This window comes from Micromonospora sp. CA-259024 (assembly GCF_050936255.1).
In the GTDB taxonomy this organism is placed as follows: Bacteria; Actinomycetota; Actinomycetes; order Mycobacteriales; family Micromonosporaceae; genus Micromonospora.
Window position 1 is genome coordinate 2,334,320 of record NZ_JBNJND010000002.1, and the last position, 24,185, is coordinate 2,358,504.

23 protein-coding genes are annotated in these 24,185 nt (G+C 71.8%); 10 read left to right on the forward strand and 13 right to left on the reverse strand.

Annotation, left to right across the window (positions count from 1 at the left end):
• Window positions 1–72 precede the first annotated feature (72 nt).
• From ACQEUX_RS30395 to ACQEUX_RS30430, 8 genes are all read left to right on the forward strand, one after another.
• A complete protein-coding gene (locus ACQEUX_RS30395; RefSeq protein WP_433055706.1) occupies window positions 73–1,113 on the forward strand; it encodes a TRM11 family SAM-dependent methyltransferase in 1,041 nt (346 codons plus the stop codon).
• A 328-nt stretch (window positions 1,114–1,441) separates the two neighbouring features.
• The gene (kdpF, locus tag ACQEUX_RS30400) at window positions 1,442–1,531 is read left to right on the forward strand and encodes a K(+)-transporting ATPase subunit F (protein ID WP_036390805.1); all 90 of its coding nucleotides are present in this window, start codon (window positions 1,442–1,444) and stop codon (window positions 1,529–1,531) included.
• Window positions 1,531–3,186: a potassium-transporting ATPase subunit KdpA gene (gene kdpA, locus ACQEUX_RS30405; protein ID WP_433055710.1), complete on the forward strand. Its 1,656-nt coding sequence runs from the start codon at window positions 1,531–1,533 to the stop codon at window positions 3,184–3,186. The genes kdpF and kdpA overlap by 1 nt, the downstream gene beginning before the upstream one ends.
• 20 nt (window positions 3,187–3,206) lie before the next feature.
• Window positions 3,207–5,402 (forward strand): potassium-transporting ATPase subunit KdpB, encoded by a 2,196-nt coding sequence (gene kdpB / locus ACQEUX_RS30410; RefSeq protein ID WP_433055713.1) that lies wholly within the window; start codon window positions 3,207–3,209, stop codon window positions 5,400–5,402.
• Entirely contained in the window at window positions 5,402–6,283 is an 882-nt protein-coding gene (locus ACQEUX_RS30415; protein ID WP_433055716.1) for a potassium-transporting ATPase subunit C, read from the forward strand. The genes kdpB and ACQEUX_RS30415 overlap by 1 nt, the downstream gene beginning before the upstream one ends.
• Window positions 6,284–6,355: 72 nt before the next feature.
• Window positions 6,356–8,908: a DUF4118 domain-containing protein gene (locus ACQEUX_RS30420; protein WP_433055719.1), complete on the forward strand. Its 2,553-nt coding sequence runs from the start codon at window positions 6,356–6,358 to the stop codon at window positions 8,906–8,908.
• On the forward strand, window positions 8,905–9,585 hold the full coding sequence (locus tag ACQEUX_RS30425; RefSeq protein WP_433055722.1) for a response regulator: 681 nt from the start codon (window positions 8,905–8,907) through the stop codon (window positions 9,583–9,585). Before ACQEUX_RS30420 ends, ACQEUX_RS30425 begins: the two co-directional genes overlap by 4 nt.
• A 100-nt stretch (window positions 9,586–9,685) precedes the next feature.
• A complete protein-coding gene (locus tag ACQEUX_RS30430; protein ID WP_433055725.1) occupies window positions 9,686–11,686 on the forward strand; it encodes an FAD-dependent oxidoreductase in 2,001 nt (666 codons plus the stop codon).
• Here ACQEUX_RS30430 and ACQEUX_RS30435 read toward each other — a convergent pair.
• From ACQEUX_RS30435 to ACQEUX_RS30450, 4 genes are all read right to left on the reverse strand, one after another.
• Complete coding sequence (locus ACQEUX_RS30435) at window positions 11,587–12,069, reverse strand: SAV_915 family protein (RefSeq protein WP_433055728.1); 483 nt, start codon at window positions 12,067–12,069, stop codon at window positions 11,587–11,589. The two genes, ACQEUX_RS30430 and ACQEUX_RS30435, sit on opposite strands and share 100 nt — an antisense overlap.
• Complete coding sequence (locus ACQEUX_RS30440; RefSeq protein ID WP_433055731.1) at window positions 12,066–12,569, reverse strand: universal stress protein; 504 nt, start codon at window positions 12,567–12,569, stop codon at window positions 12,066–12,068. Before ACQEUX_RS30440 ends, ACQEUX_RS30435 begins: the two co-directional genes overlap by 4 nt.
• Complete coding sequence (locus ACQEUX_RS30445; RefSeq protein ID WP_433055734.1) at window positions 12,566–12,976, reverse strand: hypothetical protein; 411 nt, start codon at window positions 12,974–12,976, stop codon at window positions 12,566–12,568. The genes ACQEUX_RS30440 and ACQEUX_RS30445 overlap by 4 nt, the downstream gene beginning before the upstream one ends.
• 103 nt (window positions 12,977–13,079) lie before the next feature.
• A complete protein-coding gene (locus tag ACQEUX_RS30450) occupies window positions 13,080–14,042 on the reverse strand; it encodes an SDR family oxidoreductase (RefSeq protein WP_433055737.1) in 963 nt (320 codons plus the stop codon).
• Between the two features lie 152 nt (window positions 14,043–14,194).
• On the opposite strand from ACQEUX_RS30450, the gene ACQEUX_RS30455 reads away from it, so the two are divergent.
• Window positions 14,195–14,950: a dienelactone hydrolase family protein gene (locus tag ACQEUX_RS30455; RefSeq protein WP_433055740.1), complete on the forward strand. Its 756-nt coding sequence runs from the start codon at window positions 14,195–14,197 to the stop codon at window positions 14,948–14,950.
• A gap of 34 nt (window positions 14,951–14,984) precedes the next feature.
• Here the strand turns inward: ACQEUX_RS30455 and ACQEUX_RS30460 are convergent, their stop codons facing one another.
• From ACQEUX_RS30460 to ACQEUX_RS30500, 9 genes are all read right to left on the reverse strand, one after another.
• Window positions 14,985–15,512, reverse strand: a complete 528-nt coding sequence (locus ACQEUX_RS30460; protein WP_433055743.1) for a DUF421 domain-containing protein — start codon at window positions 15,510–15,512, stop codon at window positions 14,985–14,987.
• Window positions 15,513–15,553: 41 nt separating this feature from the next.
• The gene (locus tag ACQEUX_RS30465) at window positions 15,554–16,657 is read right to left on the reverse strand and encodes an L-dopachrome tautomerase-related protein (RefSeq protein ID WP_433055746.1); all 1,104 of its coding nucleotides are present in this window, start codon (window positions 16,655–16,657) and stop codon (window positions 15,554–15,556) included.
• A gap of 101 nt (window positions 16,658–16,758) precedes the next feature.
• A complete protein-coding gene (locus ACQEUX_RS30470; RefSeq protein WP_433055749.1) occupies window positions 16,759–17,643 on the reverse strand; it encodes an SMP-30/gluconolactonase/LRE family protein in 885 nt (294 codons plus the stop codon).
• A gap of 48 nt (window positions 17,644–17,691) precedes the next feature.
• Window positions 17,692–18,633, reverse strand: coding sequence for a sugar kinase (locus ACQEUX_RS30475; RefSeq protein ID WP_433055752.1), 942 nt, complete (start codon window positions 18,631–18,633; stop codon window positions 17,692–17,694).
• Entirely contained in the window at window positions 18,630–19,250 is a 621-nt protein-coding gene (locus ACQEUX_RS30480; RefSeq protein WP_433055755.1) for a bifunctional 4-hydroxy-2-oxoglutarate aldolase/2-dehydro-3-deoxy-phosphogluconate aldolase, read from the reverse strand. The genes ACQEUX_RS30475 and ACQEUX_RS30480 overlap by 4 nt, the downstream gene beginning before the upstream one ends.
• 11 nt (window positions 19,251–19,261) lie before the next feature.
• Complete coding sequence (locus tag ACQEUX_RS30485) at window positions 19,262–20,101, reverse strand: hypothetical protein (RefSeq protein ID WP_433055758.1); 840 nt, start codon at window positions 20,099–20,101, stop codon at window positions 19,262–19,264.
• Window positions 20,095–21,240, reverse strand: a complete 1,146-nt coding sequence (dgoD, locus tag ACQEUX_RS30490) for a galactonate dehydratase (RefSeq protein ID WP_433055761.1) — start codon at window positions 21,238–21,240, stop codon at window positions 20,095–20,097. The genes ACQEUX_RS30485 and dgoD overlap by 7 nt, the downstream gene beginning before the upstream one ends.
• Complete coding sequence (locus tag ACQEUX_RS30495; protein ID WP_433055764.1) at window positions 21,237–21,947, reverse strand: FadR/GntR family transcriptional regulator; 711 nt, start codon at window positions 21,945–21,947, stop codon at window positions 21,237–21,239. The genes dgoD and ACQEUX_RS30495 overlap by 4 nt, the downstream gene beginning before the upstream one ends.
• A 35-nt stretch (window positions 21,948–21,982) precedes the next feature.
• Window positions 21,983–22,729 (reverse strand): SDR family NAD(P)-dependent oxidoreductase, encoded by a 747-nt coding sequence (locus ACQEUX_RS30500; protein WP_433055767.1) that lies wholly within the window; start codon window positions 22,727–22,729, stop codon window positions 21,983–21,985.
• A gap of 159 nt (window positions 22,730–22,888) precedes the next feature.
• On the opposite strand from ACQEUX_RS30500, the gene ACQEUX_RS30505 reads away from it, so the two are divergent.
• Entirely contained in the window at window positions 22,889–24,184 is a 1,296-nt protein-coding gene (locus tag ACQEUX_RS30505; RefSeq protein WP_433055770.1) for an ABC transporter substrate-binding protein, read from the forward strand.
• Window position 24,185 lies beyond the last annotated feature (1 nt).

A 24,185-nucleotide genomic window follows, 5' to 3' on the forward strand; every position in this document is an offset into this window, starting at 1 on the left:
GTACCGGTAGTCGCTCCGGCGGCCGCTCCGGTTCCCGGAGACGGTGGCCTGTTGTGGAATACTCGCCGGATCATGACGCGCTACGGTCTGCTGATCCTGCCTGCCACCAACCGGGTGTACGCCCGCTCCGCCGTCGACCTCACCCGGGCCGAGCTGGAGATCTTCGGCCGCTCGGCGCTCGACGGCCGGATCGGCGAGCTGGGCACCGAAGTCGTCGGAGGGGCGTCCTACGTCACCTTCACCGGCGACGGGCTGACCGAGCGGGACCTGACGGTCCTGGGCAATCTCTCCGCCGGGTACGCGCTGTTCGAGATCGTCGGTGAGCTGCTGCGGCCGATCGAGTGGAGCCGGCTGGACCGGTACGACGACGACCTGCTCACCATCCAGAAGTACCCGGGCAAGACCAACGAGCAGTTCACCAAGCTGCTGCTCAACGTCACCCTGCTCGCCTCGGACTGGGCCGGTGAGCTGACCAGTCGGCGGTTCCGGGTGCTCGACCCGCTCTGCGGACGGGGCACCACGCTCAACCAGGCGCTGATGTACGGCTTCGACGCCGCCGGGGTGGAGCGCGACCAGAAGGACGTCGAGGCGTACCGGGCGTTCATCAGCACCTGGCTGAAGCAGAAGCGGGTCAAGCACCGGGTGCTGGAGTCGGGGCCGGTGCGGCGGGAGCGCAAGGTGGTCGGCCGGCGGGTCCGGATCGAGCTGGCGCCGACCCGCGAGGAGCACAAGGCCGGCCAGACACAGCTGCTGGACGTGGTCAACGCCGACACCACCCGCTCGGCGGAGTTCTTCCGCCCCGAGACCGTCGACCTGGTCGTCGCGGACGCGCCGTACGGCGTACAGCACGGCAGCCGTACGGCCGAGCACGGGCTGACCCGCGATCCGCTGGCGTTGCTCGCGGACGCCGCGCCGGTCTGGGCGCGGCTGTTGCGTCCCGGCGGAGCGCTCGGTATCTCCTGGAACACCCACGTCGCCAGCCGCGACGACGCGGCGGCGGCGTTGGCCGACGCCGGCCTGACCGTGGTCGACACCGAGCCCTACCGCGCGCTGCGGCACCGGGTGGATCAGTCGATCATGCGGGACGTGCTGGTGGCCCGCCGCCCGGCCTGATCGATCCGCTGCCGGCCGTCCGGCAGAACGTCGCCGCCATTCCGCCGGCCTCTCCGGGGGCGGTTCTCTGTGCGTTCTGTGCCGTATTTCACCTGTTCGGGCGGCAGGTGTGAAAACCACGTCAAGAAAAGGTCAGCCGCCGTCATGGTCGCGTTATGACCCCTGCCGTCCGGCGGGTGGTGGGGCTTTGATTGCCCGGCGCGACCGGAAGGCGGTCGCGACGAACCTTTCCGGTATGAGGAGTCAGCGTGTCTGACGTGGTGTTCGTGATCCTGACGGTGGCGCTGTTCGCAGTGCTCGCCCTGGTGGTCCGGGCGGTGGAGAAGCTGTGAACGCGGTCAATGCCGTCGGTCTGGTGCTCGCGATCGTCCTGGGCGCGTTCCTGGTGTTCGCCCTGTTGTTTCCGGAGCGCTTCTGATGACCATGACAACAGCGGGCGTCATCTTCGTGCTGACGCTGGTGGCGGCCCTCGTCGCCGCCTACAAGCCGTTCGGTGACTACATGTTCCGGGCGGTCTCCGGAACCAAGCAGTCGCGGGTCGAACGGGGAATCTTCCGCCTGGTCGGGGTCAACCCGGCCGCCGAGCAGACCTGGGGCGTGTACGCCCGCAGCGTGCTCGCGTTCTCCGCGGTCTCGATCCTGTTCCTGTACCTGTTCCAGCGGGTGCAGAACCACCTGTGGCTGTCGCTGGGCTTCGACCCGGTGGTGCCGCACGGCGCGTGGAACACCGCCGTGTCGTTCGTGTCGAACACCAACTGGCAGTCGTACTCGGGTGAGTCGACGATGGGCCACCTGGTGCAGATGGCCGGCCTGGGCGTGCAGAACTTCGTCTCGGCGGCGGTCGGCATCGCGGTGGCGGTCGCGCTGGTGCGCGGCTTCGCCCGCAGCCGCACCGGGCAGCTCGGCAACTTCTGGGTCGACCTGACCCGGATCACGCTGCGGATCCTGCTGCCGATCGCGGTGCTCGGCGCCATCGCGCTGATGATCGGCGGGGTGGTGCAGAACCTGTCCGCCGGCACGGACGTGACCACGCTGACCGGCGGCACCCAGACCATCACCGGTGGTCCGGTCGCCAGCCAGGAAGTGATCAAGGAGCTGGGCACCAACGGTGGCGGCTTCTACAACGTCAACAGCGCGCACCCGTTCGAGAACCCCACCACCTGGACGAACTGGCTGGAGATCTTCCTTCTCCTGCTGATCCCGTTCAGCCTGCCCCGGGTCTTCGGCCGGATGGTCGGGCAGAACCGGCAGGGCTACGCCATCGCGGCGGTGATGGGCATTCTCGCGTTCGCCAGTGTGGTCATCACCAACGTCTTCGAGTTGGCCGGCCACGGCACGGTGCCGCAGGCGGTCGGCGCGGCGATGGAGGGCAAGGAGGTGCGGTTCGACGTGTCGAACTCGGCCACCTTCGCCGCCGCCACCACGTTGACCTCGACCGGTTCGGTGAACTCGTTCCACGACTCGTTCACCTCGCTCGGCGGCATGATGACCATGGTCAACATGATGCTCGGCGAGGTCGCGCCCGGCGGCACCGGTTCCGGTCTGTACGGCCTGCTCATCCTCGCGGTGATCACGGTCTTCGTGGCTGGCCTGATGGTGGGCCGCACCCCGGAGTACCTGGGCAAGAAGATCGGCTCGCGGGAGATCAAGTTCGCCTCGCTCTACTTCCTGATCACGCCGATCCTGGTGCTCGTCGGCACGGCGGCAGCGTTCGCCACCGGCAACAACTCCACGGCGCTCAACGTCGGCCCGCACGGCCTCTCCGAGGTGCTCTACGCGTTCACCTCGGCCAGCAACAACAACGGCTCCGCCTTCGGCGGCATCACGGTCAACACCACCTGGTGGGACACCGCGCTCGGGTTGTGCATGCTGTTCGGCCGTTTCCTGCCGATCATCTTTGTGCTCGCGTTGGCCGGCTCGCTGGCCCGCCAGGCACCCACCCCCGCGTCCGAGGGCACCCTGCCGACCCACCGACCGCTGTTCATCGGCATGGTCGTCGGCGTCACCGTGGTCCTCGTCGCGCTGACCTTCCTGCCCGCGCTCGCGCTCGGCCCGCTGGCAGAGGGGCTCTGACCATCATGAGGAACGAGGACATGTCCGTCACGTCCGCCCCAACAGAGCAACTCCCCGGCACCCCGGCCACCCAGGGCAACCGGGTCGGTGGGGGCCTGCTCGACCCCCAGCAGCTGATCCGGTCCCTGCCGGACGCGCTGCGCAAACTCAACCCGACCACGCTCTGGCGTAACCCGGTGATGCTGATCGTGGAGGTCGGCGCGGCCTTCACCACCGTCCTGGCGGTGACCGACCCGTCGGTGTTCGCCTGGGCGATCACCATCTGGCTCTGGCTGACCGTGCTCTTCGCCAACCTGGCCGAGGCGGTCGCCGAGGGCCGGGGCAAGGCCCAGGCCGCGACGCTGCGGCAGGCGAAGAAGGACACCATCGCCACCCGGTTGGTCGACTGGAAGCCCGGTGCGCGGGCCAACACCTACTCCGACGAGGCGGTGCCCGCGCCGGAGCTGCGCCAGGGCGACATCGTGCTGGTCGAGGCGGGCGGCATCATCCCCGGCGACGGCGACATCGTCGAGGGCATCGCCAGCGTCGACGAGTCGGCCATTACCGGCGAGTCGGCCCCGGTCATCCGGGAATCCGGTGGTGACCGCAGCGCGGTCACCGGCGGCACCAAGGTGCTCTCCGACCAGATCATCGTGAAGATCACCCAGAAGCCGGGGGAGAGCTTCATCGACCGGATGATCGCCCTGGTCGAGGGCGCCAACCGGCAGAAGACACCGAACGAGATCGCGCTGAACATCCTGCTCGCCGCGCTCACGGTCATCTTCCTGCTGGCCGTGGTCACCCTCCAGCCGCTCGCCATCTTCTCCAAGGCGTACCAGGCGGCCGCGCCGGACAGCGGCGCGATCACCGACTCCGGTGTCACCGGGGTGGTGCTGATCTCGCTGCTGGTCTGCCTGATCCCCACCACCATCGGCGCGCTGCTCTCCGCCATCGGCATCGCCGGCATGGACCGGCTCGTGCAGCGCAACGTCCTGGCCATGAGCGGTCGGGCCGTCGAGGCGGCCGGCGACGTCAACACCCTCCTGCTGGACAAGACCGGCACCATCACGCTGGGCAACCGGCAGGCCGCCGAGTTCGTACCGGTCGAGGGGGTCACGGCAGCGACCCTGGCCGACGCCGCACAACTGTCCAGCCTCGCCGACGAGACCCCCGAGGGGCGCTCGGTGGTGGTGCTGGCGAAGAACGAGTTCGGGCTGCGCGAGCGCGAGCCCGGCGTGATGCCGCACGCCACCTTCGTACCCTTCACCGCGCAGACCCGGATGAGCGGCGTCGACCTGACCCCGGACGCCAGCGTGGACGGCGGCGCGGTCGGCACGGCCCGCCGGGTCCGCAAGGGCGCCGCCGCCGCGGTGATGAAGTGGGTACGGGAGAACGGCGGGCACCCGACCGAGCAGGTCGGCGAGATCGTGGACGGCATCAGCGGCACTGGCGGCACCCCGCTGGTCGTCGCCGAGCACGTCGACGGTGAGCCCGCCCGCGCACTGGGCGTCATCCACCTCAAGGACGTCGTCAAGTCCGGTATGCGCGAGCGGTTCGACGAGATGCGCCGGATGGGCATCCGGACCGTGATGATCACCGGTGACAACCCGCGTACCGCGAAGGCGATCGCCGACGAGGCCGGGGTGGACGACTTCCTGGCCGAGGCGACGCCGGAGGACAAGCTCGCGCTGATCAAGCGCGAGCAGGAGGGTGGCCGGCTGGTCGCGATGACCGGTGACGGCACCAACGACGCGCCGGCGCTCGCTCAGGCCGACGTCGGGGTCGCGATGAACACCGGCACGTCGGCCGCCAAGGAGGCCGGCAACATGGTCGACCTCGACTCCGACCCGACCAAGCTGATCGAGATCGTGGAGATCGGCAAGCAGTTGCTGATCACCCGTGGCGCGCTGACCACGTTCAGCATCGCCAACGACATCGCGAAGTACTTCGCGATCATCCCGGCCATGTTCGCCGGCCTCTACCCGAGCCTGGACGCGCTGAACATCATGCGGCTGTCCAGCCCGGAGTCGGCGATCCTGTCCGCGGTCATCTTCAACGCCCTGGTGATCATCGCGCTGATCCCGCTCGCCCTGCGCGGCGTGCGGTACCGGCCGGCCGCCGCGTCGAAGCTGCTCAGCCGCAACCTGCTGGTGTACGGACTGGGCGGCATCATCGTGCCGTTCATCGGGATCAAGATCATCGACCTGCTCATCCAGTTCATCCCGGGGATTTCGTGATGCGCCTACCCACCTGGATCGCCCAACACCTCGCCGCTCTGCGCGCCGTGCTCGTCTTCACGGTGCTGCTCGGCCTGGTCTACCCATTGGCCCTGGTGGCGGTTGGTCAGCTGCCCGGCCTCAACCACAAGGCCGACGGCTCGTTGATCGTGTCGGGCGGGACGACGGTCGGCAGCGCGCTGATCGGTCAGTCCTTCACCGACGCGGACGGCAACCCCGTCGCCCGTTACTTCCAGTCCCGCCCCTCCGCCGCCGGCGACGGCTACGACCCGACCTCCACCTCGGCCAGCAACCTGGGCCCGGAGAGCGTCGTCGACACCATCGCCACCGACCCGGAGGAGTCCAGCGAGAGTCTGCTCACCCAGGTGTGCGGGCGCAGCAAGGAGGTCGGCGAGCTCAACGGCGTCGACGGCCGGCGCCCCTTCTGCACCGACGACGGGGTGGGTGCCGTGCTCGCGGTCTTCCGCGCCGACGGTCTGACCGGCCCGGTCACCCGGGTGGTCAGCGTCAACCAGGCCGCCCCGGCCACCCCGTTCGTCGCCTCGTACGAGGGCGTCGCGGTGGAGCTGGCCCAGCCCGGCGAGGACTACGTGGCCGCCGGCGGGGTGGTCACCCCGATCCGCGGCAACGCGCCCGCCGACCCGGCGGTTCCCGCCGACGCGGTGACCGCCAGCGCCAGCGGCCTCGACCCGCAGATCAGCCCGGCGTACGCCGAGTTGCAGGTGAACCGGGTCGCGCGGGAGCGCGGCGCGGACCCGGAGGTGGTTCGCAAGCTGGTCAAGGAGCACACCACCGGGCGGGCGCTCGGCTTCATGGGCGAGCCCGGGGTCAACGTGTTGGAACTCAACATCGCCCTCGACAAGCAGTTCGCCGCACGCTGAGCGCACCTCGGGCGGGGCCGTGCCAACCGGGCGCGGCCCCGCCCGCCGATCTGACCAGGGAGGATGGTTCCCGTGCCACGCGGAGAACTGCGCATCTATCTCGGGGCCGCTCCCGGCGTCGGTAAGACGTACGCCATGTTGGAGGAGGCCCAGCGGCGTGCCGCGCGCGGCACCGACGTGGTGATCGGCTTCGTGGAGACCCACGGCCGCCAGCACACCGCCGCGATGCTCGGCGACCTGGAGCAGGTGCCCCGCCGCACGATGGACTACCGCGGCGTCGAGTTCACCGAGATGGACCTGGACGCGGTACTGGCCCGCCGGCCGGAGATCGCGGTGGTCGACGAACTGGCGCACAGCAACGTGCCCGGTTCCCGGCACGAGAAGCGCTGGCAGGACGTCCAGGAGTTGCTCGACGCGGGAATCGACGTGCTGTCCACGGTCAACGTGCAGCACCTGGAGTCGGTCAACGACGTCGTCGCGCAGATCACCGGAACCACCCAGCGGGAGACCGTGCCGGACGAGATCGTCCGCGCCGCCGAACAGGTCGAGCTGGTCGACATGACCCCCGAGGCGCTGCGCCGGCGGATGGCACACGGCAACATCTACCGCCCGGACAAGATCGATGCCGCGCTGGGCAACTACTTCCGGGTCGGCAACCTCACCGCGCTGCGCGAGCTGGCGCTGCTCTGGCTGGCCGACAAGGTCGACGAGCAGCTCGACCGCTACCGCAGCCAGCAGGGCATCGCCGCCACCTGGGAGGCCCGGGAGCGCGTCGTGGTGGCGCTGACCGGCGGACCGGAGGGCGAGACGCTGATCCGCCGCGCGGCGCGGGTCGCGGCCCGCAGCAAGGGTGCCGACCTGCTCGCCGTGCACGTGGCCCGCAGCGACGGCCTGGCCGGCGCCGACCCGGCCCAACTGGCCCGCCAGCGGGTGCTGGTGGAGAGCCTGGGTGGCACGTACCACCAGGTGCTCGGCACCGATGTGCCGGCCGCACTGCTGGACTTCGCCCAGGGCGTGAACGCCACCCAGTTGGTCCTCGGCGCCAGCCGGCGGGGCCGCTTCGCGCAGTTCTTCTCCCGTGGTGTCGGGGTGACCACCACCGCGCTCTCCGGCTCCATCGACGTGCACCTGGTCACTCACAAGCAGGCCGGCAAGGGCCGTCGGGCGGCGGCCGTGCCGGCGGCGCTGTCCCGACGCCGGCGGCTGCTCGGCTTCGGCCTGGCGGCGCTGGGTATGCCGCTGCTCACCCTGCTGTTGAAGACGCTGCCCGACCTGACGCTGACCAACGACATCCTGCTGTTCCTCGCCGGGGTCATCGGGGTCGCTCTGGTCGGCGGGGTGTGGCCGGCCCTGGTCGCCGCGCTCGGCGGTTCGCTGCTGCTCAACTGGTTCTTCACCCCGCCGTACCGCACGTTGACCATCGCCGAGGCGGACAACCTGCTCGCCCTGGCCGTCTTCGTCGGTGTGGCGCTGGCGGTGAGCTGGATCGTCGACGTGGCCGCCCGGCGTACCCGAGAGGCCGCCCGCGCCGCCGCCGACGCGCAGACCCTCGCCGCCGTCGCCGGTGGCGTGCTGCGCGGCGAACGCCCGCTGCCCGCACTGCTGGAACAGCTCCGGGAGACCTTCGGGCTGCGCGCGGTGAGCGTGCTGGAACTGGCCGAGGAGGCCGGTGGGCGCCCGGAGCGGGCCCGCGAGGAGCACGCCTGGGGCGTTGTGGCCAGCGTCGGCGAGAACCCGCCCTGCACCCCGGAAGGCGGTGAGACGACGGTACCGGTCGACGACCGGATCACCGTCGTGCTCTGCGGTCGACGATTGGAGGCTGCCGACCGGCGGATCGTCGAGGCGTTCGCCGCCCAGGCCGCCGTCGCACTGCGCCAGGAACGGCTCGCCGAGGAGGCCGCCACCGCCCGGCCCCTCGCCGCGGCGGACCGGATGCGCACCGCGCTGCTCGCGGCGGTCAGCCACGACCTGCGTACGCCGCTGGCGTCGGCGAAGGCAGCCGTGACCAGCCTGCGCAGCCACGACATCGAGTTCGACGAGCAGGACCGCGAGGAGTTGCTGGAGACCGCCGAGGAGTCGTTGGACCGCCTCGCCCGGCTGGTCGCCAACCTCCTGGACATGAGCCGGCTCCAGGCCGGTGTCCTCGGCATCACGGCGACCGCGATCGGCCTGGAGGACGCCGTACCCCTGGCGTTGGACGAACTTGGCCCGGTGGCCGCGACCGTCGGCACGGACATCCCGGCCGACCTGCCGGCCGCCACCGCCGACCCGGGCCTGCTGGAACGCGTGCTGGTCAACATCGTCGCCAACGCACTGCGCTTCAGCCCGCCCGACCAGCCCCCCATGATCACCGCCAGCGCGCACGCCGGTCAGGTCGAGCTGCGGGTGATCGACCGAGGGCCGGGCATCCCCGAGGACCAGTGGGAGCACGTCTTCCTGCCGTTCCAACGCCTCGGCGACCGGGACAACCAGACCGGTGTCGGTCTCGGCCTTGCCCTGTCCCGGGGGTTGGCCGAGGCGATGGGTGGCAGCATCACCCCCGAGACCACGCCCGGCGGTGGGCTCACCATGGTGCTGCGGCTGCCGGCCGCCGTGCAGACCAGCTCGGAGGGGCCGCAGGAATGACACGCATCCTGGTCGTCGACGACGAACCGCAGATCCTGCGTGCCCTGCGGATCAACCTGCGCGCCCGCCGCTACGACGTGGACGTCGCGGGCACCGGTGCCGCCGCGTTGAAGGCCGCCGCCAGCCACCCGCCCGACCTGGTGGTGCTGGATCTCGGCCTGCCCGACATCGACGGGGTGGAGGTGATCCGGGGCCTGCGCGGGTGGACGGCCGTGCCGATCATCGTGCTCTCCGGCCGGGCCGGTAGCGAGGACAAGGTCGCCGCGCTGGATGCCGGTGCGGACGACTACGTCACCAAGCCGTTCGGGGTGGAGGAGTTGCTGGCCCGCATCCGCGCGGTGACCCGCCGCCTCGGCGCGCCCAGCGAGGCGGTGCCGGCACTGCGGATCGGTCAGCACACCGTCGATCTGGCCGACCACAGCGTGCTGCGGGACGACGGGACCGAGGTCAAGCTGACCCCCACCCAGTGGAGTGTGCTGGAGAAGCTGCTGCGTCACCCCGGCAAGCTGGTCAGCCAGCGCCAGCTCCTGCAGGACGTGTGGGGGCCGGAATACCAGAACGAGACCAACTACCTGCGGCAGTACCTGGCCCAGCTGCGGCGCAAGCTGGAGGACGACCCGGCCCGGCCTCGGCATCTCATCACCGAGCCGGGCATGGGTTACCGCTACCGCCCCTGACCGGTTGACACGCGCCGGCAGAGATTGAAGAATTTCGTTCGCAGCGGCAGCGGCGTGCTTCTGTAACCGTCCCCCACCGGTTACCCCTCGGGAGTCCCCCGTGTCCCTGCCCCTGTCCCGTCGTCGGCTGCTGACCGCCGGCCTCGTCCTGGCCGGTCTCACCGACCCGTTCCGGGCCGACCCCGCCCGAGCCGCCGTCACCACCGCCGACCTGGTCGTCTACGGCGCCACCTCCGGCGGGCTGGCCGCCGCGATCACCATGCGCCGGCTCGGCCGCACCGCCGTGGTGGTGGAGCCGACGAGCCACGTCGGTGGGCTGAGCACCGCCGGCCTCGGTGCCACCGACACCGGCGTCCAGGCATCCATCGGCGGGCTGGCCGCCGAGTTCTACCGCCGGGTGTACGTGAAATACCACGGCGGAACCCTGACGCCGACCTCGCCGCTGCGGATGACCTTCGAACCACACGTCGCCGCCGACGTCTTCGCCGAGATGCTGGCCGAGGCGGGCGTACCGGTGATCGTCGGCGCCCGGCTGGCCGGCGTCGGCCGTGCCGGTGACCGGATCACCGAGCTGCGTACCGAGGACGGGTCGATCTACCGGGGCGGCGTGTTCGTCGACGCGACCTACGAGGGCGACCTGCTGGCCATGGCCGGGGTGGGGTTCACCGTCGGGCGGGAGTCCAACGACACCTACGGCGAGACGATCAACGGGGTGCAGTCGCGCAACACCCACCAGTTCGCCTACCCGGTCGACCCGTACGTGACGGCCGGCTCGCCCGCCAGCGGCCTGCTGCCGGGCATCTCCGCCACCCCGCTCGCCCCGCAGGGCAGCGGCGACGACCGGATCCAGGCGTACTGCTTCCGGATGTGCCTGACCCAGGCGGCCAACCGGATCCCGTTCGGCCGGCCGTCCGGCTACGACCCGATCCGGTACGAGCTGCTGCTGCGGCACATCCAGGCGGGCTACGCGGGGCCCTACTTCACCACCCACTCGATCGGCGGTGGGAAGACCGACTCCAACAACAACGGTGCCGTCTCGACCGACAACATCGGCGTCAACTACGCGTACCCGACGGCGAGTTGGGCCGCGCGGGAGAGCATCGTCGCCGAGCACCGCAGCTACCAGCAGGGGCTGATGTGGTTCCTGGCCAACGACCCTCGGCTGCCGGCGTCGGTCCGCGACTCGACCGCCCGCTGGGGGCTGCCGGTCGACGAGTTCACCAGCACCGGCGGCTGGCCGCCGCTGCTCTACATCCGCGAGGCCCGCCGGATGGTCTCCGGGTACGTGATGACCGAGCACGACTGCCGGGGCCGGGTCCGTGCCACCGACTCGGTGGGCCTGGCCAGCTACACGATGGACTCGCACAACTGTCAGCGGGTCGTGGTCGACGGCAGGGTGCGCAACGAGGGGGACGTGCAGGTCAGCGTGCCGGCGCCGTACCCGGTGAGCTACCGCGCGATCGTGCCGCACCAGACCCAGTGTGCCAATTTGCTGGTGCCGGTCTGCCTCTCGGCGAGCCACATCGCCTACGGCTCGATCCGGATGGAACCGGTGTTCATGATCCTCGGGCAGGCCGCAGCCACCGCGGCGTCGCTGGCGCTCGCCGGGAACATCGCCGTGCAGGCGGTCTCCGTGCCAGCCCTCCAGGCCCGGCTGCGCCAGGACGGCGCGGTGCTGGAGTGGGGCTCCACCGGTGAGGTGGTCCTGGACAACGCGGCGTCCAGCGGGATCACCCGCGCCGGCACGTGGCTGCGCAGCACCAGCATCGGCGGCTACTACGGCCCGGACTACGAGCACGACGGCAACACCGCCAAGGGCGTCAACCGGCTACGGTTCCGCCCGACGCTGCCCGCCTCCGGGTCGTGGACCGTGCAGATGCGCTGGACCGCCGACCCGAACCGGGCGACCAACGTGCCGGTGGACATCGCGTACTCCGGGGGGTTGGTCACTCGGACGGTCAACCAGCGACAGTCCGGCGGCCAGTGGGTGCCGCTGGGCACCTACCCCTTCACGGCGGGCAGCGACGGGAGCGTGTTGATCCGTACCGAGGACACCGACGGCCACGTGATCGCCGACGCGGTGCGCTTCGTCCGCGCCTGACCGATGGCGGATGCCGAGTCGGCCCGATCGAGCGGCGGCGCCACCAGCAGCGGATCAACCTGGATCACGTCGATGCCCAGCGGGCGCAGCATGCCGCGCAGCGCCGACTCGCAGAGCTCCTCCCACGGCTGCTCCGCGCCCATGGCGGCGACCAGCAGCTCAGCGCGGGTGAAGGCGATGCCCACCCGTTGCCCCTGCGGCGAACGGCCAATTCGCACCGTCCGCACCAGCCGTCCCGGCAGATCCCGCACCGGAACGACGTACATTATCGGGGCCTCGTCCATGGTCGGGTTGGTCCTTTCCACTCGTGCCGCGGAAGCGGCGGTCATCGGTTGTGCCGCGCAAGCGGCGGTGATCGGCTGTGCCGCGCAAGCGGCGGTCATCGGCTGAATCGTTCGAGGTCGCGGGCGAAGCGGCGGATCGTCGCGGCCCGCGCCCAGGACGGCGCGGGCACCGCGATGACCGGCACAGCAGACCGCGTCACGCAGTACCGGGTGACGTGGCCGCGCGACCGGCCGAACCGGCCGCGTTCGGGGCTGCCGATGACGAGCAGGTCGGACTCCCGGTGCGCGTGGTCGACCAGCACCTGCCCGGCGTACCCCTGTGTCGCCACCAACCGCACGGCCACGTCCCGGGGCATGCCACCCAGCGCCGCGTCGAAGACGCCACGCAGGTAGACCAGGGCAGCCCGGTCGCACTCGTCCTGCCAGCGCCAGGTCAGCGTGCCGGGCCGCCACGTCGGTGCGAAGACCCACGCGCGTACGGCGTCCAGTTGCGCACCGTCGCGGCGGGCCAGCTGCAGCGCGCGGCGCAGCGCCTGCATCCCGGCGAACGACCGGTCGACGCCGACCACGATCCGTCGGGCGACTGCGGGGCGGTTCATGCGGCGGACACCACCCAGGCCGTGGTGTCCTTCGCGGTACGGGGGTCCGCCGGTGTGGTCAGGTCGAGCGCACGGAGGATGTAGTTGGCGACCGCCACCTCCACCCCGGCGCGGCGACGCAGGTCGGCCACGGCGCGGTGCAGCACGGTCACGCTGTCGGCGGAGAGCCGCACCACGGCGTCGACGTCGGCGGCGATCCACCACGCGGCGACGGCGCACGGCTCGTGCCGCAGGTACTCCACCAGGTGACTGCCGGGCGCGGACGGGCCGAGCCGGACGCTGACCAGCGCCTCGTGCCGCCGCTCCGGCTCGTCTGCCCTGGTCGCGGGCTCGCCGGGGCTGCTGTCCGTATCGGTGCTGGGTGGTAGGTCGCCGCGTTCCCAGCGCGTCATCCGCCAAGGACTCATGGACCCATCGTCACCACCGGGCGACGGCGGAGCACCCGTCGATACGCGGTTTCGACGGGCCGCCGCCATTTCTTGACGCCGCGTTCACGGCGGGGCGCCCCGATCAGTTGCCGGGGTACTCGACGCCCACCAGCCGCTCCGAGGCGGCCCAGAGCCGGGCGGCGTCGTCGGTGCTGCGCGCCGAGCGGTAGACGGTCAACTCGGTTGGTGCGCCGGTGAACTGGCCCACACCGTCCGGGCCGTAGAACCGGCCGCCCTGCGCCTGTGGGCTGGTGGCCGCGTACAGGGCAGGAAGCAGCCCAGCATCCACCGAATGCACCAGGATCCCCCAGCGGGCCAGCCGACCCATGATCGAGTGGTGCAGCGAGGGGCGGCTGCGGCCCAGATTGGGGCCGGACGCGTACAGGTTGGTCATGGTGGTGCCCGGGTGGGCGACGTTGCTCACGATGCCCCAGTCGCCGGCCCGACTGCGCCGGTCGAGTTCCAGCCCGAAGTGCAGGGTGGCCAGCTTCGAGGCGTTGTAGGCGCGGATCGACGCGTACCTGCGGTTGCTCTGGAGGTCGTCCCAGTCCAGCCGGCCGGAGCGGGCGGCGCTGCTCGACATCGTGGTGACGCGCGCCTGCCCCGCCCGGAGCAGCGGCAGCAGCCGTCCGGTCAACGCGAAGTGGCCGAGGTGGTTGGTGCCGAACTGGAGCTCGAAGCCCTCCGCGGTGGCATGTCGGGTGGGAGGGGTCATCACGCCCGCGTTGTTGATCAGAAGGTGGATCGGTCGGCCCTCGCCGAGCAGCGTGTCGGCCAGCGCGGCCACCGACCCCAGCGAGGCGAGGTCCAGCGGCCGGGTCGACACGACGGCACCCGGCGCGGCGGCCCGGACGGTCTCCAGCGCGGCGGTGCCCTTGGCCGGGTTGCGGACCGGCAGCACCACCTCGGCACCGGCGCGCGCCAGCCGGGTGGCCAGGCCGAGGCCCAGCCCGTCGCTGCCGCCGGTCACCACGGCGAGCTTTCCGGTCAGCTCCGGAACGGTCAGGTCGAGCACGACAACCCCCAGGTCAACGGTGTCCTTCATTGGTCGCTACCAACACTGGGTCAGGCTCCGGCCACCGCCCAGGGTGGCCTTGTCCAGGGATCGACAGTCCCTGGCTGACGGACCTGTGCCGGACTCGCCGGCCTGGCGAGTAACGTTCCGAACAGGCCAAGATCGGCGTACGAGGAGGCACGGTGCTGACGACGACGGTGGACATCCCGACAGGTGACGGAGTGGCGGACGCGTCCCTCACCCGACCGGACGGGGACGGCCCGTTCCCGGCGGTGCTGTTCTTCATGGACGCCATCGGGCCGCGCCCGCGCCTGGTGGAGATGGCGGAGCGGATCGCCGCCCGGGGCTACCTGGTGCTGACGCCCCACCTGTTCTACCGGGCCGGGCGGGCACCGCTGTTCGACCTGTCCCGACTCGGTGAGGCCGACCAGCGCGACGCGCTCTTCGAGAAGATCATGCCGCTGGTCGGCGTGTTGACCCCCGACGTGATCAGCCGGGACACCGGCTCGTACCTCGACTTCCTGGCGGCCCGCGACGACGTCCGGCCGGGCCCCGTCGCGGTCACCGGCTACTGCATGGGCGGCATGAACGCGCTGCGGGCCATCGAGGCGCACCCGGACCGGATCGCCGCCGCCGCCAGCTTCCACGGCGGGCGCATCGTCACCGACGCGCCGGACAGCCCACACCTGGGCGTCGCCTCGATCACCGGCGAGGTGTATTTCGGGCACGCCGACGCCGACCAGTCGATGACGCCCGAGCAGATCACCACCTTGGAGAAGGCGCTCGACGCCGCCGGCGTGCGCTACCGCTCCGAGGTGTACGCGGGCGCGCACCACGGCTACACGATGGCCGACACCCCGGTCTACGACGAGCAGGCCACCGAACGGCACTGGGCAGCCCTGTTCGACCTGCTGGACCGCACCCTGCCGACCAACTGAACCACGGCACTCGACCCGCGCCCCGGGCCGGTCCTCAGCCGAGGCCGCCCGGCGCGTTACGGTTATTTCTGGGCCGGCCGGGCGAACGGGTGGTGACACTGAACCGGCCGTCGGCCTCCATCCGCACCTCGCGAACCTGGGAGAGGTCGACGACGCCCTGCTCCCGCAGCAGGGTGTGCAGCTCCTCGTTCGTGATCAGCTCACGGCGCATGTTGTGGCGCAGGATCCGCCCGTCCCGTACCAGCACCAGCGACCCGGGTCGGATCAGACGGGCGGCGCCCTGCCAGCGATAGGCGATCGCGTTCAGCAGGTACGACCACCCGATGATCACACCGACCAGCAGCACCCCGTCGGTGACCGAGGTGTAGCCGCCCGACAGTCCGTTCTGCGCGGCGTCGGCGAGCAGCACGATCACCAGCAGGTCGGTGACGCCGGTGGTGCCGCTCTCCCGTTTGAGGATGACCCGCAGGAGGGTGAACAGCGCGAGGTACATGACGCTGCCCCGGACCACGATCTCCAGCAGCGGAGTGTCCGGGACGAACACGTCTGCCCAGTCGGCCACCCGACGGGCTACCCACCGCCCGACCAGCCATGCCTACCGGTTCAGCGGCGCAGCAGCACCGGGCCGGCGTCGATCCGGGTGCGGAACAGCGCGTACGGCCGGCGCCGCAGGTCCTGGCCCCGCTGGTACTGCGGCTGCCGGTGCAGTTGGTTGGCGGTGACGTAGAGGTGCCCGTCGGTGGCCACCGACATGGTGTCCGGCCAGAGCAGCCGCGGGTCGTGGACCAGGGTCTCGTACGCGCCGTCCGGCAGCCGGCGCAACACCGCGTTGTGCTCGTACGAGGTGAGGTAGAACCGCCCGGCGTCGTCGCTCTCCAACCCGTCCGAGGCGGTGCCCTTGTCGCCCTCGTCGATCACGGTCGCCGCGACCGCCTCCTGGGTGACGCCCGGGTCGGCCAGCGCCTCGGTGGACACGCTGTACCAGCGCCGGGACGCCAGCGGGCAGTAGTGCAGCCGGGTGCCGTCGGCCGAGATGGCGATGCCGTCGGCGCCCATGGTCACCGGCTTCGGTGGCCCGTCCGCCGGGCGTTCGAGGAACGGCCGGCCCTCGACCACCGGGCGGAACGTCGCCAGCGGCTCCGCCTTCGTGGACGGGTGGTCGTGCAGCCGCCGCCAGGAGGCCCCACTGGCCAGGTCCACCACGATGATGCCGTTCGGCCCCGAGGCCGCCGAGTCGGTGATGTACGCGACCCCCGACTCGCCCCGTCGTAGGTCGAAGCGGACGTCGTTGAGGTACGTCGTCGGCAGCGCCACGTCCGCCGGAAAGGTGATCACCTGTGCGACCCGGTCGGTGTCCAGGTCGACCCGGACCAGTTTCGGGCCACCCGGCTTGGTGGGCTGGAACATCGGGCTGCCGGTGTCCAGCACCCAGAGCCGGTCGGCCGGGTCGACCACGATGCTCTGTACCGACACGAACGCGCCCGCGTCGTCGTCGCCGGACGGGTCGTTCCACGGCTGGTCGGGGTAGGGCGCCTCCCGGCCGTCGCGCAGTTCGACGACGGTGGCCGGCACCTCGTCGCCCCACTTCGGGAAGTTGACGAAGATCCGGCCCCGGTGCGAGACGCTCACCCCGGTCGGCATCGGGCCGGTGAAGGTGTGCACCAGCTCCAGCTCGCCGACCGGCTCGTCGCCGACCGGCCCGTTCATGACGCCCACCCCACGGATCCCATCGCCCCGCCCCCTGCCGGTCAGCCCGTCGCACGCTCCAGTGCGCTATTCCCGCCCCGGCGTCCGATATGCCTCCGGTGTCAGCCCACGATGGGCGCGGCGGCGGTCGCGGTGGGCAGACCGGGGACCGGGACGTCCACCGCGAGCAGCGCGCCGTCCACCGGGCCCGCCGCGGCCAGCCCCAACCGGGCGGTGCCGATGAAGAGTCGGCGCAGGTCGGGGCCGCCCAGGCAGATGCCCGCCGGTTGCTCCGCCGGTAGCCGGATCTCCCGGTCGAGGGTGCCGTCCGGCCGGTAGCGGCGTACCGCGGAGCCGCCCCACAGCGCGACCCAGAGGTGGCCTGCCGCGTCGACCGTCATCCCGTCCGGGCTGCCGTCGGCGGGGGACAACCGCAGGAACGGTTCCCGCCCGTGCAGGGCCCCGGTGCCCGGGTCGACGGTGAACCGGTCGACCTCGCCGCGCGGCGAGTCGGCCAGGTACATGGTGGTGCCGGCGGCGTCGAACGCCGGCCCGTTCGGGATGGTCAGCCCGGTCACCGCCGGCACCGGCGCTGCGCCCGGGGTCAGCTGGTACAGCGCGCCTCCGCCGGGCACCCCGGCGTACGTCATGCTGCCGGCCCAGAATCGACCGTGCGGGTCGGCGACCGCGTCGTTCATGCGGGTGGGCTCGGGCTCGTCGGCGACCAGGTCGGCGATCGGTCGGGGGTCGGCGGTGGCGGGCAGCAGGGTGACGCCCGTCCCGGCCGCGGCCAGCCAGTCGCCGGGCCGGTCGGCCACCGGGGCGACCGCGCCGAGCGGAACGTCGAGGCGGCGCAGTTCCCGCAGCGGGCCGGGCGCGTCGCCGTCGGTCTCCAGCAGCCGTCCGGCCAGCAGGTCGACCAGGACCAGTCGGTCGTCGACCCAGCGCAGTCCTTCGCCCAGCTCCAACCGGTCGGTGCTCCAGACGGTCGGCTCGGTCAGCTCCATCGTGTTCCTCCAACGATCTCCGGCGGCGGCAGTCGGCCGCCGCGCCGGTCAGCGGACGGTACCGCCGGGGCCGTGATCGAGCAGCGCCAGCTCCGCCCGGTCGGGCAGGCCCTCCCAGTCGCCCCGGGTGGCGACCGCGAACGCACCGGTGGTGACCGCCCGGTCGAGCCTCTCCGGCGCGTCGAGGCTGTCGAGCCAGCCGGAGAGCAGGCCGGCCACGAAGGCGTCACCGGCGCCGACGGTGTCCACCACCGGCACCGTCCGGGCTGGACGGTGCACCGTGCCGGTCGCGCTGTGGCTGGTCGCACCGCCGGCACCGTGCTTGACGACGACCTCGGTCACGCCGGCCGAGAGTAGCGCCGGGACCGGGTCGGTCGCGTCGGTCAACACGGCCAACTCGTCGTCGGAGGCGACCACCAGGTCGATCGAGGGCAGCAGCGGTCGTAGCGCGACGCCGGCTTCGGCGACCGACCAGAGCCGCTGCCGGTGGTTGACGTCCAGGCAGACGGTGCTGCCCGCCGCACGGGCGCGCCGCACGGCCTCCACCACCGCCTGGTACGGCTCGGCACCCAGCGCACAGGTGATGCCGGTGACGTGCAGCAGCCGGGGCGGTGGCCCGGGCGCGTCGAAGGCGCGGGTCACGTCGGCCGGGCGCAGCCGGGAGCCGGCCGACCCGGCGCGGTGGTAGGTGACCCGGTTGATGTCGGCGACCCGGCTCTCGAAGAGGATCAGCCCGGTGGGGGCCGTCGACTCGACCCGGGACCAGGTCAGGTCGACGCTCTCGGCGCGCAGCGTACGGCGGACCAGCTCGCCGGGCTCGTCGGCGCCGGTGACGCCGACCCAGGCCGCCCGGTGGCCGAGCCGGGCCAGCCCGATCGCCACCGTCGACTCGGACCCGGCGACGGAGATCCCGGCGGTGCCGCCCAGCCGCAGCGGGCCGGTGCTGCGGAAGGCCGCCATCGTCTCGCCGAGCGTGAGCAGGTCGATCACTGCTCCACCGCCGCGCGGAAGGCGGCGGCGCGATCGCGCAGCGCCGCCGGGTCGCCGCCGCGGACGGCGTCACCGAGCAGCGGGGAGCCGACGCCGACCGCGACCGCTCCCCGGTCGAGGTAGCGCCGCGCGCCGTCCGCGTCGACCCCACCGACCGGCACGAACGCGGTGCCGGGGAACGGGTCGCGCAGCGCGCCGAGGTAGTCGGGCCCACCGAGGGAGGCCGGGAAGAGCTTGATGGCGGCGGCCCCGCCATTGGTGGACTGGACCACCTCGGTGGGGGTGAGCGCTCCGGCGAGCACCGGCAGCCCGAGCCGGGCGGCCTCGGCGAGGCTGGGCGCGACCGCCGGGGTGACCAGGAACCCGGCCCCGGCGTCGGCCGCCGCCCGGGCATCCTCGGCGCTGAGCACGGTGCCCGCGCCCAGGCCGAAGTCGGGCCCGAGGGCGGCCCGGGCGCGGCGGATGACGCCGAGCGCGTCGGCGCTGGTCAGCGAGACCTCGACCAGCGCGACGCCGCTCTCGGCCAGGGTGAGCACGGCGGTCAACGCGGCGGCCGGGTCCGGGCCGCGCACGATGGCCAACAACCGGTGGGTACGCAGCTCGTCGAGCAGGTTCATCGCGGGTGTCCTCAGTGGATGCGGTGGGCGGAGATGGTGAGTTGCCAGATGACCTCACCGGCGGGCGGGACGACCGCCGCGTCGGCGGGGCCGGCGTCGGCCAGGTCGAAGGCGGTGCCGAGCATCGGTTCGACGCCGATGCTGCGGTACGGCGTGTCAGCCGGCCAACCGCCCAGGTTGCGCCAGAGCGCGGTGGCTCGGGGCTGGTCGGCGCACTCCAGCTCCAGGGTCAGCCGGTCGACGCCGTCGATCACCTGGACCCGGGGACAGTCGAGCAGCACCGCGCCGAGCGCGGTCCCGTCGTCCGGGCCGAGGGAGCCCAGCGTCAGCCCGGCCGGGGCCGGCCACGGCCCGGTCAGCCAGGGGCTGCCGGTGGGCCAGGTGCCCGGCGGCAGGAGCGCGGCGGCCTCCGGGTGCAGCCGGGTCGGCGTGCCGGTGGGTGCGTCGAGGCGCGCGGCGGGGGAGACGTCGAGCAGGGCGTGCGCGGCCCAGACGAACCGGTGACCAGGGTCGGCGGCCAGTCGGTAGTCGGCTACCACCACGCCGTCGGCGTCGGTGATCCGGCGGGTCAGGGTGAACGTCGGCCGCTCGATGACCACGGTGCCGGGGCCGGCTGTCCGCCAGGGGCGCGACCACACCTCGCCGTGGTCGGGTCGACCGCGCACGGTGGGCAGGCACTCCTCCAGCCCGCCGGCGTCGACGAACGCGTCGTCGGGGCGTACCTCGTTCCGGCCGTGCCCCGGGCCGCGCCAGAGCCACTCCCGGCCACCGCCGTGCAGGCTGGTCCACCGGCCGCCGTGCGCCGCGTCGTACGCCACGCGCAGCGGCACCGGCTTCGCGCCGGTCACCATTCCGCGAACGACCCGTCGGCGTGCTGCCAGACCGGGTTCCGCCAGGCATGGGGGGTACGTGCGGCCTTCCGGACCGCCGCCTCGTCGACCGTGATCCCCAACCCGGGCCGGTCGAAGCGGGCGATGTGCCCGTCCACGAACCGGAACGGCTCCGGGTCGACCACGTAGTCCAGCAGCTCCGAGCCGACGTGGTAGTGGATGCCGATGCTCTGCTCCTGGATCAGGAAGTTCGGCGTCGCGAAGGCCACCTGGAGGCTGGCCGCCAGGGAGATCGGGCCGAGCGGGCAGTGCGGGGCGAGCAGCGCGCCGTACGTCTCGGCCAGCGCGGCGATCCGGCGGACCTCGGAGATCCCACCGGCGTGCGACAGGTCCGGCTGGACCACGGCGACCCCGGCCTGCAACGGGGCGAGGAACTCGGAGCGGCCGTAGAGCCGCTCGCCGGTGGCCACCGGGATCGGCGTGCTGGCGACGATGTCGCGCAGGTGGTGGGCCTGGTCGGGGAGGACCGGCTCCTCCACGAAGAACGGGCGCAGGGGGGCCAGCTCGGGCAGGATCCGGCGGACCGCCGCCAGCCCGGCCCGGCCGTGGAAGTCCAGCGCGATGTCCCGGTCGGGGCCGAGCACCTCCCGGGCGGCGGCGACCCGGCTGAGGACCCCGTCCACCTCGGCGGAGGTGGGGATGGGGGAGAGTCGCCCGCAGGCGTTCATCTTGACGCCGGTGAGACCGGCGGCGACCTGCGCGGCGGCGGCGTCGGCCACCTCGGCGGGCTCGTCCCCGCCGATCCAGGAGTAGATGCGTACCCGGTCCCGCACGGGCCCGCCGAGCAGCGCGTGTACGGGAGCCCCGTACGCCTGCCCGGCGATGTCCCAGAGTGCCTGGTCCAGCCCGGCGACCGCGCTGGAGAGGATGGGGCCGCCCCGGTAGAAGCCACCCTTGGTGAGCACCTGCCAGTGCTGCTCGATCCGGAGTGGATCCGCACCGATCAGGTACTCGGAGAGCACCTCGACCGCGCTGCGCACCACTTCGGCGCGCCCCTCCACGACCGGTTCACCCCACCCGACCAACCCGTCGTCGGTCTCCACCCGGCAGAACAACCACCGTGGCGCGACAAGGAAGGTCTCGATCCGCTCGATCTTCACTGACTGCCCCTCTGTCCCCGTGCCTTCTCGACGTCGCGGACGGCCTTGTCCAGCAACTCACGCATGGCGGTCTCGGCCGCCGTCTCGTCCCGCTGGCGCAGCGCGTCGACGACGGCACGGTGGCTGGGCACCGGGTCGTCGTGTGCGGCGCCGCCGTGCACCAGCCGGTCCCGCTCGGCGAGCCCGGTCTCCATCACCACCTCCATCCGCTCCAGCAGCTCGTTGTGTGTGGCGGCGAGCAGCGCGCGGTGGAAGGCGAGGTCGGCGGCGATCGCGGCGGTGGGATCACCGTCGGCCTCGGCCATCCCGGTCAGAGCCCGGTCGAGGGCGGCTACGTCGTCCTCGGTCGCACGTGTGGCGGCCAGCCGCGCGGCGGCTGGCTCGATGATGGCGCGCACCTCGTGCAGTTGGTCGAGCAGCCGCTGGTCGGTCCCCTCCGCGAACTGCCAACGGATCACGTCACCGTCGAGCAGGTTCCAGTCCGCCCGGGGCCGGACGAAGGTGCCGCGCTTCTGTCGGGCGTCGACGATGCCCTTGGCCGAGAGGACCTTCAGCGCCTCGCGTAGCGCCGTCAGGCTGACGTCGAACTCCTCCTGCAACGCGACGATGTTCAGGGTCGCGCCGGCGGCTATCTCACCGGTGAGGATGCGACGGGCGATCGCTTCGACGGTCTGCCCATGGACGCCGCGGCGTGCGTACTGTGCCAATGCTCCTGGCCTTTTCGCTGGTCGGTATCGATCTCTCAGGCCGAGGCTTTCACCGCTGTCCATCCACCGTCCACCACGAGGCTCGCGCCGGTGATGTAGGCGGCGTCCGGTGAGGCGAGGAAGGCGACCGTCGAGGCCACCTCGTCCGGGGTGCCGAACCGCTTCGCCACAGTCTCCGCGACGCTGCGTTGCCGGTCCTCTTCGGACACCTCGGCCCAGGCTCCGGTGAGGATGGGCCCGGGTAGCACGGTGTTGACGCGCACCTGCGGGCCGTACTCGACGGCGAGCTGGCGGCCGAGCGCGACCAGGCCACCCTTGGCCGCGGCGTACGCGGGCCGGCCGGGCAACCCCACCAGCGCGTGCACCGAGGAGATCAGCACCACCGCGCCCGCGCGGGCCCGCAGGTCGTCCAGGCAGGCGCGGACGCCGAGGAAGGAGCCGGTGAGGCTGACGCCGAGTTGGTGGTCCCAGGACTGTCGGCTGGTCTCGTGCGCCGGTGCGACCTGCACGGCGTACGCGGTGCTGACGAGGATGTCGACCGGGCCGAAGCTCGCCCGTACGGCGGCGATGGCGGCCGTCCAGTCGGCCTCTTCGCTGACATCACCCATTACGGACAGTGCTCGGCCGCCACGGGCTGTCAGCTCCTCGGCCAGCGGGGTCGGGTCGGCCACGTCGAGCAGCGCGACTGCGGCCCCCTCGGCGGCGAGCCGGCGGGCGGTTGCGGCGCCGATCCCGCCCATCGCGCCAGTGACCAGCGCGTTCTTGCCCTCAAGCCGGCGCATAGGCTGATCCACCTGACCCTCGCCTCGGTCTCGTCTAATCATTAATTACGAAGATATCTTGACAGCCGGCGAGGGTCGATGCAACCTTCTCGTCACAAGCATTCACATGGACGACACATCGCGCGGTGACGCTACGTGTCGTAGAGGAAGGGATACCTCGTGAGCGACTTCGACCCCGGTCGCCGGCGATTCCTTGGCCACCTCGGGCTCGCCGGCCTGGGCGCGCTCGGCGCCAGTTCGTTCCTCAGCGCGTGCGCCAGCTCCGCCAGCGGACCGACCACGAGCAACGGCTCGGGCGCGGTCACCATCCAGTCAAACCTCTCCTCGCCGCAGGCCAAGGCGGCGATGGAGAAGCTCATCGCGAACTTCAACGCGCAGGGCAAGGGCACGGCGAGCCTCAACACGATCGCCTCGGAGACCTTCCGGACCCAGCTACCGACGTACCTGACCTCGGCCAACCCGCCGGATCTCTACACCTGGTACGCGGGCTCGGTCGCCAACGACTACGCCAGCAAGAACCTGCTGCTGGACGTCTCCGACGTCTGGAAGTCCCTGGGCGACTACCCGCAGTCGCTGCGCACCCTCTCCACCGACGCCAGCGGCAAGCAGATCTTCGTGCCGATGAACAACTACTGGTGGGGCTTCTTCTACCGCAAGTCCAACTTCGCCAAGTGGGGCGTGCAGGAGCCGAAGACCTGGACCGAGTTCCTGGCTCTCTGCGAGACGCTGAAGAGCAAGGGCGTCCCGCCGATCGGCATCGGTCTCGGCGACACCCCGTGGGTTGCCTCGGCCTGGTTCGACTACCTCAACATCCGGATCAACGGCGCGCCGTTCCACCGCGAGCTGCTCGCCGGCAAGCAGCGCTTCGACGACCCCAAGGTCAAGGCGGTCTTCACCCGCTGGCGCGAGGCCCTGCCCTACTTCGACCCCAAGGGCAAGGCGTACCCGTTCCAGGAGGCGACCACCGCGCTGCTGGCCGGGAAGACCGGCATGTTCCTGATCGGCACGTTCTTCGCCGACGCGGCACCCAAGGACGCTCTCGGCGACCTGGACTTCTTCCGGTTCCCGATCATCGACCCGGCGGTACCACTGGCCGAGGAGGCCCCGACGGACGGCTTCTTCGCCAGCGCGAAGAGCGCCAACCCGACCGGCACGAAGGCCCTGCTCAGCTACCTGGCCGGTGTCGAGGCGCAGGAGGCGTACGTCAAGGCCAGCTCCGGCATCGTGCTGCCGGCCAACCCCAAGGCCAAGGCGTCCGACTCGCCGCTGGTCGCCAAGGGCAAGGCGATGCTCGACGAGGCCAAGGAGCTGACCCAGTTCTTCAACCGCGACTCCAGTGACGCACTCCAGCCGACCGCGGACACCGCGCTGACCAAGTTCATCGACAAGCCGGACCAGATCGACGCGATCCTGCGGGAGTGGCAGGCCAGCGCCGAGAAGGTCTTCAAGGGCTGAC

What these genes read in the sequence shown, in the direction of transcription:
- ACQEUX_RS30395 (WP_433055706.1), top strand. Translation starts at nt 73, where the DNA reads ATGACGCGCTACGGTCTGCTGATCCTGCCTGCCACCAACCGGGTGTAC.
- kdpA (WP_433055710.1), top strand. Translation starts at nt 1,531, where the DNA reads ATGACCATGACAACAGCGGGCGTCATCTTCGTGCTGACGCTGGTGGCG.
- kdpB (WP_433055713.1), top strand. Translation starts at nt 3,207, where the DNA reads ATGTCCGTCACGTCCGCCCCAACAGAGCAACTCCCCGGCACCCCGGCC.
- ACQEUX_RS30415 (WP_433055716.1), top strand. Translation starts at nt 5,402, where the DNA reads ATGCGCCTACCCACCTGGATCGCCCAACACCTCGCCGCTCTGCGCGCC.
- ACQEUX_RS30425 (WP_433055722.1), top strand. Translation starts at nt 8,905, where the DNA reads ATGACACGCATCCTGGTCGTCGACGACGAACCGCAGATCCTGCGTGCC.
- ACQEUX_RS30435 (WP_433055728.1), bottom strand. Translation starts at nt 12,069, where the DNA reads ATGACCGCCGCTTGCGCGGCACAGCCGATCACCGCCGCTTGCGCGGCA.
- ACQEUX_RS30440 (WP_433055731.1), bottom strand. Translation starts at nt 12,569, where the DNA reads ATGAACCGCCCCGCAGTCGCCCGACGGATCGTGGTCGGCGTCGACCGG.
- ACQEUX_RS30445 (WP_433055734.1), bottom strand. Translation starts at nt 12,976, where the DNA reads ATGAGTCCTTGGCGGATGACGCGCTGGGAACGCGGCGACCTACCACCC.
- ACQEUX_RS30450 (WP_433055737.1), bottom strand. Translation starts at nt 14,042, where the DNA reads ATGAAGGACACCGTTGACCTGGGGGTTGTCGTGCTCGACCTGACCGTT.
- ACQEUX_RS30465 (WP_433055746.1), bottom strand. Translation starts at nt 16,657, where the DNA reads ATGAACGGGCCGGTCGGCGACGAGCCGGTCGGCGAGCTGGAGCTGGTG.
- ACQEUX_RS30470 (WP_433055749.1), bottom strand. Translation starts at nt 17,643, where the DNA reads ATGGAGCTGACCGAGCCGACCGTCTGGAGCACCGACCGGTTGGAGCTG.
- ACQEUX_RS30480 (WP_433055755.1), bottom strand. Translation starts at nt 19,250, where the DNA reads ATGAACCTGCTCGACGAGCTGCGTACCCACCGGTTGTTGGCCATCGTG.
- ACQEUX_RS30485 (WP_433055758.1), bottom strand. Translation starts at nt 20,101, where the DNA reads ATGGTGACCGGCGCGAAGCCGGTGCCGCTGCGCGTGGCGTACGACGCG.
- ACQEUX_RS30500 (WP_433055767.1), bottom strand. Translation starts at nt 22,729, where the DNA reads ATGCGCCGGCTTGAGGGCAAGAACGCGCTGGTCACTGGCGCGATGGGC.